At 44.5% G+C, this 9,423-nt stretch carries 3 protein-coding genes; all 3 read left to right on the top strand.

Annotated features, from left to right (window positions below; genetic code table 11):
- The first annotated feature begins 98 nt into the window (after positions 1 to 98).
- The 3 genes from ASV53_RS20505 to ASV53_RS20495 all read left to right on the top strand — a co-directional run bounded on the left by ASV53_RS20505 (position 99) and on the right by ASV53_RS20495 (position 9,213).
- Positions 99 to 2,192: a methyl-accepting chemotaxis protein gene (locus tag ASV53_RS20505; RefSeq protein WP_094958465.1), complete on the top strand. Its 2,094-nt coding sequence runs from the start codon at positions 99 to 101 to the stop codon at positions 2,190 to 2,192.
- 338 nt (positions 2,193 to 2,530) lie between these two features.
- On the top strand, positions 2,531 to 7,330 hold the full coding sequence (locus tag ASV53_RS20500; RefSeq protein ID WP_094958464.1) for a fibronectin type III domain-containing protein: 4,800 nt from the start codon (positions 2,531 to 2,533) through the stop codon (positions 7,328 to 7,330).
- A gap of 278 nt (positions 7,331 to 7,608) precedes the next feature.
- Positions 7,609 to 9,213 carry an ABC-F family ATPase gene (locus ASV53_RS20495; protein WP_083540922.1) on the top strand — a complete coding sequence of 535 codons (1,605 nt, stop codon included), beginning with the start codon at positions 7,609 to 7,611 and terminating at the stop codon, positions 9,211 to 9,213.
- Positions 9,214 to 9,423: the final 210 nt, after the last annotated feature.

The following is a 9,423-nucleotide window of genomic DNA, read 5'->3' as shown; positions in this document are numbered from 1 at the left end:
TTAATGTAAAATATCTCAGCATAATAACAGGTCGAAAAACCGCAAAAAAAATAGAAAAAAGTCACTTTTTATTAATAACTTACACTAGAGGGAACACCGTGTTTAAATCTATTAAAACACGAATTGCAGTCAGTGCTGGCCTAGCAATGGTATTCACACTTAGCATTGCAATGGCTTTTACAACCTATTCATTTAGTAACGTCCAACAGCAAATCACAGAACAAGTCTCTGAACAGCTTACCCAAGCGACGAAAGATAACCTGCTTGCCACAGCAAAAGAACAAAGTAACACGTTAAATAGTCAGCTAGCACCTGTGCTTGCCAACCTAGATCAGCTTCGTGCCATGCTTGAATTAAGCAGTACCGCAAATGCGAGTGCTGACTTACTGGTCGATCAATTTATCGCCGGCTTAAAAACCCAAGATGAAAGCGTCTTTGCAGGTTACATGGTTTGGGAAGATAAAGTATGGAGTGACGCGATAACAAACAATGGTATGGCATCGATTAACGAACAAGGCTATTTATCTCCATTTTTCTCTCCAACATCTTCTGGCGGCTTCGAGCCAGCAGCAATGGCCTCGTTCCGCAACCAAGCATTGAATAACAATGGTGAACGCATTGATGAATGGCACTTAGCGCCATTCGAGTCTGGTCAAACTTTTGTGATGGAACCGTATTACTACGATGTTCGTGGTAATAAAGAACTGATTACTACGATTAGCCAACCACTAAAAGTGAACGGGAAAATTGTTGGCTCGTTAGGTTTTGACTGGTCACTTGCTGAATTCCAAGGCCAAAGTGAACAGCTTGCTCGTGATCTATTTCAAGGCCAGGGCGATGTAATGATTACCTCATGGGAAGGTAATGTTATGGCTCATAGCAAAAAAGCCTCCGATGTAGGCCGTAAGGTATCCGGTGAGACGCAACAACAGTGGGCTAACATCCAAGCGCTTGCATCATCCAATCGCAATGAGCTACTCACCATTGGTAATGAAATGGTCGCGGTATCTTCTGTTAACACCACAGGCAACCCTTGGATTGTTCTCGTATCTATCCCTTCAGAAGTATTGGTTAAAGATGTTACTCAGTTTACCAACTGGAGCGAAACACAGAGTGAACAAGCGATATCGAAAGGTATTCTCGCTGGCGTATTGGCGGCAATCGCAGGCATTGTTGCTATGTTCGTACTCGCGACTCGTATTGGCAATACTATGGCAGAGCTGGTTGATCGCATGCGTGATATTGCAGAAGGTGAAGGTGATTTAACTCGCCGCATTCAAATCAATAGCGCCGATGAAACAGGCCAACTGGCACAATGGTTCAATACCTTCTTAGGCCGAATGCAAGACACATTGCGCCATGCAACATCAACGGCTGAAAGTGTAGACACTCACGCAAGTGAAGGTCGTATTAAAGCTGATCAAGCCAAAGACAAGCTAATGACCCAGCTAAATGAAGTGAATTCATTAGCCACTGCCATTAACGAGATGAGTGCTACAGCCCAAGAAGTGGCAAACTCTGCAGTACAAGCGGCAACGGCGGCTAATCAAGTTCAAACCAGCAGCCAAGATGGCATCGCTAAAATGGACTACGCAGCAACATCAGTCACCCAACTGGCTGAGCGCATTCACAACGCCCAAGACCAAATTCAAAGTCTAGCCGCTTCAAGCGCCGCTATTCAGAGTATCTTGTCTGAAATCGGTGGTATTGCCGATCAAACCAATTTACTGGCATTGAATGCCGCAATTGAAGCTGCGCGCGCAGGTGAATACGGCCGTGGTTTTGCTGTTGTTGCTGACGAAGTACGTAACTTAGCAAACCGCACTCAAAAATCGACAGAAGAAATTCAAGGCATGCTGGCTCGTCTAGAAGACGAAACACAGTCTATCGTGACCTTAATGGTAGAAAGCCAACAGCAAGCGTCAGATACGCGTGAAGAAACGCAAGCGGCTCAAATTGCCCTTGAAGAAATCAACGCGGCAATCAATGTGATTAATGACATGAATAACCAAATTGCCTCTGCTGCTGAAGAGCAAAGTTCTGTGACTGAGGAAGTAAACCGTAACGTTGTTATCATCAACGAAACAGCGACCGACGCGATGGACAGTATGAATGACTCTGCAGACATCACTATTCGCCTTGCTGATAGCGCAACAGATTTACGCAAAGAGTTAAATAACTTCCGTACCTAACCTGCTGCTATCATTAAATTTAAAAAGTAATAAAAGCCAGTTAACCCTATTAGCTGGCTTTTTCTTCTTCAAACGCCATATACCCCAAAAAAACTAACCGGCTGAATCAAGATCACAACTCTGTTAATTGTCCCCCAAGTTACAGATAACTTAACGTTAATTTAGATAACTAGCATCTTTTCACTTTTATTAATAACCGTCATAATTATTCCGAAAGCCAATCAGTTATCACTCTTATGTAAAGAGTAAGGTACTCATCAAACTTGGTATTTTAAAACAATAAAACGCGCTGGTTAGCCAGATTGCTATAAATCAATAATTATAAAGATTACGCAGACATGAAGATTACTAAGCCTTTATTTATCATAACCTCCTTGGTGCTTCTTGCCGCTTGTGGCGGAGAGTCAGGTAGTGATGCAAACACACAAAAACCTGTGACACCCAGCATTCCCGTAGAGCCAGAAAAACCTGATGTAACCAAACCTATGCCGCCAGTTTCCCAGCTGCGCTTGCTGGCAACCGCAGAAACATCGGTGACCTTAGGTTGGCAAGACGCTCACAATGCATCAGGCTACTATGTAAACCGTGACGGCCAACAAATCTCGGTGATCAAAAAAGGTTTCCACGCATTTACAGACAATGGCTTAACCGCTAATCAAAGCTACCTCTATGAAGTCTTAAGCTTTAATGATGATGGTAAAGTATCTGAACCGATTAGCTTTAAAGCCACACCGCAAGCCAACGATGCGCCTGAGATTACCAGTCAGCCAACGGCAATTGTGTTAGCTGCGGATGCACCTCATGGTTACTCAGTGAGCCAAATACTCGCGACAGATAAAAACCATGACCCTCTGACTTACCACCTTGCTACTGCTGATGCTCAACGTTTCTTTAGCATTAATGAACAAGGGATACTTTCGGTAAAAGCCTCCCCTATTGAACTGGCCAATAAAGTCATGCAAGTGCTGGTTGAAGTCAGTGATGGATTAAGCGTTTCAACTACCGAGTTGAAACTTGGCTTTATCAGTAAGGAACAAAAAGGGGTACACCGCGAGGTATATACTGGTGCCAACATGCATGGCAACCTTGCTTCGCTAAAAGTTCACCCGACCTATCCGCAAGCCCCTTCTTCGGTCAGCACTGAAGCAAGCTTTTCATCACCACGTAATACCGCAAACTGGTACGGACAGCGTATGTCTGCCTATATCATTCCCCCCGTTACCGGAGACTATCAATTTTGGATAGCGGCAGATGATGAAGCTGAACTGCTGCTAAGTAGCACCACAAGTGAAAAAGACTTCACTAAGATAGCCGCAGCCCCAACGCACACGTCGATCAACCAGTGGGATAAAAGTCCTGAACAACAATCTAAACTGATCACGCTCGAAGCAGGGAAGCCTTATTTGTTACGTGCGATAATGGCTGAAGGTGGTGGTGCTGATTTTGTCGATGTCGCTTGGGCCATCCCAGAGGGTACGCGAGAGATCATTGCTAATGAATTCCTACTCCAACCTGTTGATACCGAAAACCCAACGCCCATCAGCAACTTTAACTGGCTGAAAAAAAGCAAAAATGACATTTTGCTAGAGTGGTTAGCAGCCTCTGACAATGTCGGCGTCGATCACTACGCTGTTTATAACAATGGTAAGCTACTCAAAACAGTCAATGGGCTAAGCCTTGAGTTAACAGGGCTAACAAGCGACACCCGCTATAACATTACCGTCAAAGCCGTTGATAAGGCGGGGAATGAATCAGCAAGCAGCCAAACTGGGGTTATTATCATTAACGATATTATCCCACCATCGCCAGCCACTCAGGTTACGCTAACCAATATCAGTCACGATGGCTTGACGGTTAACTGGATGGCACCTGGCGATGCGCGCCAAGCTAACCTACTCTACAAAATTTATGCAAATGGCAAACTTGTCGGCCAAACATATGCTACTCACTACCCACTAACGGCACTCGAAGCAAACCGACTCTATAAAATCCAAGTTGAGGCCATCGATACGGCGGGTAATAGCAGCGAGTTATCAAGTGAACAACAAGCCACAACATTGGAGCTAGCGGCAGGTACACCGACCTTTAACTATGCTTCTTTTACGTTTGCTTTTGCAACCAATAACCTCGCTAACAGTCAAGTGGGTACGCTTTCTTATACCAGTCACAATACCCCTGCCTTTACCATTGAATCAGGTAACAATGATGGTTACTTTGCTATCGATGACCAAGGTAATATCAAGCTAGCAAAAGCACTTTCAGCGACAACGAGTGCCAATACGCCAAGCTTCTTGCTCACAATTCAAATTAAAGATGGTGCTTTAAGTACCACATCGAAGGTTAAAGTCGTTACCCTTGCCGCTGCACAGCTGCAACAACAAGGCGTGCTTCAACAAGTTTGGACCGGGATTTCTGGCAACTCAATCAACGACATCAACACCTTAGCACCAATTTCATCGCAAACCGTGCTGCCTGAATTTAAAAGTATTGCAGGCATGGGTGATAACTATGGCCAGAAAATATCAGGCTATTTGCGCGTACCCGAAACAGGCCTATATAACTTCTGGATTGCCTCTGACGATGGTAGCGAACTGCGCATTAGTGAAGATCTAACGCCAGAGAAAGGCGTTGTCGCTGCACGAATCAATGGCTATACCTCTATCGACAACTGGAGTAACCACTACCAAGTTACCAAAAACATTCAGCTGAATGCAGGACAGCTCTACTACATTGAAGCCATGCACAAAGAAGGCGGTGGTGGTGATCACTTATCGGTGGCATGGCAAGGGCCAAGTATTACTAAGCAGCTATTAAAAGGTGATTACTTAATCCCGCATAGTCGTCTCTACCCTGCGACAGCAATCATCGAAAATGGTTATCAGAGTGGCTTAACCAGCTATGGCAACCAAATCACTATTGATTTCTTACTTGACCAAAGCGCTGTCGATAGCGATGTATGGGTCTATTACGGTGAAAGGGATGCGGGGAATAATGCTCAAGGTTGGCAATACCGCATCAAGCTTAGCGATTTAAGAGAAGGTAAAAACAGAGCTATATTAGACAATATCCTACCCGGCCGTCGTTACTATGTGCGCATTGAAACGCAAGGTGCAGCGGGAAGCTCATGGACATCAACCCCAGTGATTATCGATACAGTAGTGATCGATGAGAGCAAGGTAGCAGGTGAAGCACTACCGCGTTCAATTGCGCTATCGGTCACCCATGAAGGCAAGCAATACAACCTTTCGCTGACCAAGCATTCTGTACGTTCGCCGCATTATCAGTTACTCACTTACGATGAAAGACGCGAACAACAGTTCATGCCTGTTATTCCTATGCCTGAAGTACGCACGTACCGCGGCATTGTAGATAATGATACAACGCTCACTGTAACAGGTGTTGTAGATTCAAATGGCAAAATGTACCTCTCTTTATGGGGTGGTGATCGCCTTCGCTGGACCCATGACATCAGTATTAAAGATCGCATTAACAAAGATGCGCTGGGTAATAGCGAAATCACTAATGACGAGCTCATCATCGATTTTGATATGCCTGTCATGACAAATAATCGTTTGTACTTGCCACAGCCTGGGCTTGATTTTCATAACAACCTAGGGCGAATCACCTTCACTCACAACAACTCGCAGTTCGTTGCAAACGCAGGTAGCAACATCATCAATGCTGTTGCTCAAATGGAAGGCCATATCAATGAGCTCGATTACACGTGGGCACAAAAAACGGGCCTACGTTGGGATATCGCACGCTCACTGATTGAAGTGAATGGTGACTCAAGTAAAGCAAGCGATCCTCGCCCTTCAGCAAGAGACGCTGCAAACTTTTCAATTCAGTTTCAAGATTCGAAAAACGGTGGCTATTGTTGGGGGGGCGGCGACTGGGTTGGCTGTATTGCCAACTATCGAATGAACTGGGGCTTCACCCATGAAATTGGTCATAACTTTGGCTTAGGCCACGGCGAACAAACCGACAACAATGAACAAATCCAAACCCCGTCCACCCACATGGGTAACATGCAGGCATGGAAAACAACGGGTCGCTTACAACATGGATCTAAGTTTAAAGCAGCAACAGCGCTGACCGATCCTATGCTGCCTGCCACATTTAAAGACTACATCACGGTATATCAAAACGAATCTGGCTCAGTTAATCCACTGGCCAACGACTTTGATGCCAACGGTGAAATATTACGCATCAGTCACTTTGACCGCATGACAGCAAAAGGTGGCAAAGTTACACAAGTGGGTAACACCCTGCACTACACCCCACTCGCTGACTTTATCGGTGTCGATCAGCTCCTCTATACTGCAACAGATGGACAATTTGAAACCACAGGCCCAATTCAGATCCAAGTGATTAAGCGTGACATCGCGGGCAATTGGGATCTGGATACCTTAGATGGCAATACCATCAAGGATGGTTCAACTAATCACTACGATTTAACCGCGCCAGATATCGATAAGATTACAGGCAAAGATATTCTCAATGCGCAAATATCTGGACCCGGTAATGACAACGGCCTCACGATTCCATTAATCGCGTCAACCAAGATGGAGAACGATGCGCTTGGTCATGCGTTATTGCCGCATACTCTAGATCCCGGCCATAAAAGCTTTACCGCTTCCATGTGGTTCAAAATGGGAAAAACAGAGGGTAATAAGCTACTGATCGGCAAATCGTCATCTGGCCCCAACAACATGCAATACGGCGGCTGGGAAATTCGAACCACCAGCGCTGGGATTGAAGTGCAAGTGACTTTCCGTGACCGGTTAATGAAAGACAATAAAGTCATCATCAGCCAAGCAGCATCTATTGATGATGAGCAATGGCACCACGTAGCCATGGTTATAGATCGCGAGAACAATAAGCTGCAAGGCTACTTAGATAACGTGATGTTTGAGGGTGACTTACTTGCCAGCCAAGAACCTATCATGGCCGCCATGAACAGTTCAGGTTACGGCGGCGGCTCACCGTTTAAGGTTGGTGGGCATACTAGTGTTGTCTGTGCTGAAAACCAAACAGAGAACTGCCCTATTACCGCAGCTCAAGCGTTTGATAGTGTCAAGGTGTACCACAAAGCACTGACAGAAAATGAAATCGCCACATTATTTACGGAGCATTAATCAGGGCTAACATTTAGTTTTAGCTGAATTACAACGCACGGGCTCATGCTTTTGAGCCCGTAGCACCACGGTCAAACGTCTTATTTCCCCTTTAAATTAGCTAATCTCTTTTCTTTTCTGGTTTTTCCAACCAACTACCATCTGTGACTTACCTCTCACATCTGTTCTTTGTCGAATTTATCTGTATAATTCGCCGCCTAATAATTCGTGCTTTCATTTCTGTTGATTTGGCATATCTGACTAAGCAATTAGCCCATCTTATACCTAGGAATACTTCTTTGATCTCAACCGCTAACATCACCATGCAATTCGGCGCCGAGCCTTTATTTGAAAACATTTCTGCTAAGTTTGGTAACGGTAACCGTTACGGCTTAATCGGAGCCAATGGATGTGGTAAATCAACGTTCATGAAGATTCTTAGTGGTGCACTAACGCCAAGCTCTGGCAATGTGTCGATCACCCCTGGACTTAAGCTTGGCGTACTTAGCCAAGATCAGTTTGCTTTCGAGCAACACAACGTTATCGACGTTGTGATCATGGGCGACCGTAAACTATGGGAAGTCAAAAAAGAACGTGACCGTATTTACTCTCTACCAGAGATGAGTGAAGAAGACGGCATGAAAGTTGCTGAACTTGAAAGCGAATTCGCTGAAATGGACGGCTACACAGCAGAAAGCCGTGCTGGCGATATTTTGCTACAAGCGGGTATCGAAGAAGAGTTCCACTTCGGTCTAATGCAGCAAGTAGCACCAGGCTGGAAACTGCGTGTGTTACTTGCACAAGCACTTTTCGCAAACCCAGATATTTTGTTACTAGATGAACCAACCAACAACTTGGATATTCATACTATTAACTGGCTAGCTGAAGAACTGAATCAACGTAAGTGTACAATGATCATCATCTCGCATGACCGTCACTTCTTAAATTCAGTTTGTACTCACATGGCAGATATCGACTACGGTGAGCTGCGCATTTACCCTGGTAACTATGAGTACTTCCTAGAAGCATCTGGTCTTATTCGCGAACAGCTACTCGCTGGCAATGCTAAAAAAGCGGCTGAAATCAGCGAGCTTCAAGACTTCGTAAACCGCTTTGGTGCAAATGCCTCTAAAGCGAAACAAGCAAGTTCTCGCGCCAAGAAAATGGATAAAATTAAGCTAGACGAAGTGAAATCAACTAGCCGTATTAGCCCATCAATTGACTTTGGCGAAGGTAAAAAACTGCACCGTCAAGCACTTGAACTTCAAGATTTAGGCCATGGCTTCGATGATGGTTTACTGTTTGAAAAAGGTAACCTACTGCTAGAAGCAGGTACACGTTTAGCCGTTATCGGCGAAAATGGTGTGGGTAAAACAACATTACTACGCTGCCTAGTAAACGAATTAGAACAAAAACACGGTATCGTGAAATGGTCTGAAAATGCGTCTATTGGTTACTGCCCACAAGACAGCACTGCAGATTTCGACAACGACTTAAGCATCTTCGATTGGATTTCACAGTGGCGTACAACCAAACACGATGACTTGATGGTACGTGGTATTTTAGGCCGCCTTCTATTTACAGCTGATGATGCCAACAAAAAAGCCAAGAACTGTTCTGGTGGTGAAAAGAACCGTCTATTGTTTGGTAAGTTAATGATGCAAGACATCAACGTACTCGTGATGGACGAACCAACGAACCACATGGATATGGAAGCGATTGAAGCACTTAACAACGCACTGAAAGGTTATGAAGGTACGCTTATTTTTGTAAGCCATGACCGAGAGTTCGTCTCGTCGCTTGCGACATCTATCATTGATGTGAAAGATAAGCAGCTAGTGAACTTCCAAGGTACTTTCGATGAATACCTTGCACACCAGAAAAAAATGCTCGCAATCGCATAGAGACAGCATTTTAATCTCGCGTTTTTAAACCAAAGAGGCCACTGAATTCAGTGGTCTTTTTTTATCATTAAAATACTACCCAGCACTTGCCTTACAACCAATAACTAGAACCAATCGGTCTATTATCCCTACCGTTTGTTGAGCACTCAAATAAAAAATATTAATAAACTTTCAAAAAATGACACAGCGGCATAAAAATGCTAAATAGTA

The organism is Photobacterium sanguinicancri (assembly GCF_002265265.1).
GTDB lineage: Bacteria > Pseudomonadota > Gammaproteobacteria > Enterobacterales > Vibrionaceae > Photobacterium > Photobacterium sanguinicancri.
Note: the sequence above shows the minus strand (reverse complement) of the source record. Positions and strands in the feature narration are given on the sequence as shown.

Excerpts from the sequence above, each read along its gene's own strand:
- ASV53_RS20500 (WP_094958464.1), top strand. The coding sequence starts at position 2,531 with ATGAAGATTACTAAGCCTTTATTTATCATAACCTCCTTGGTGCTTCTT.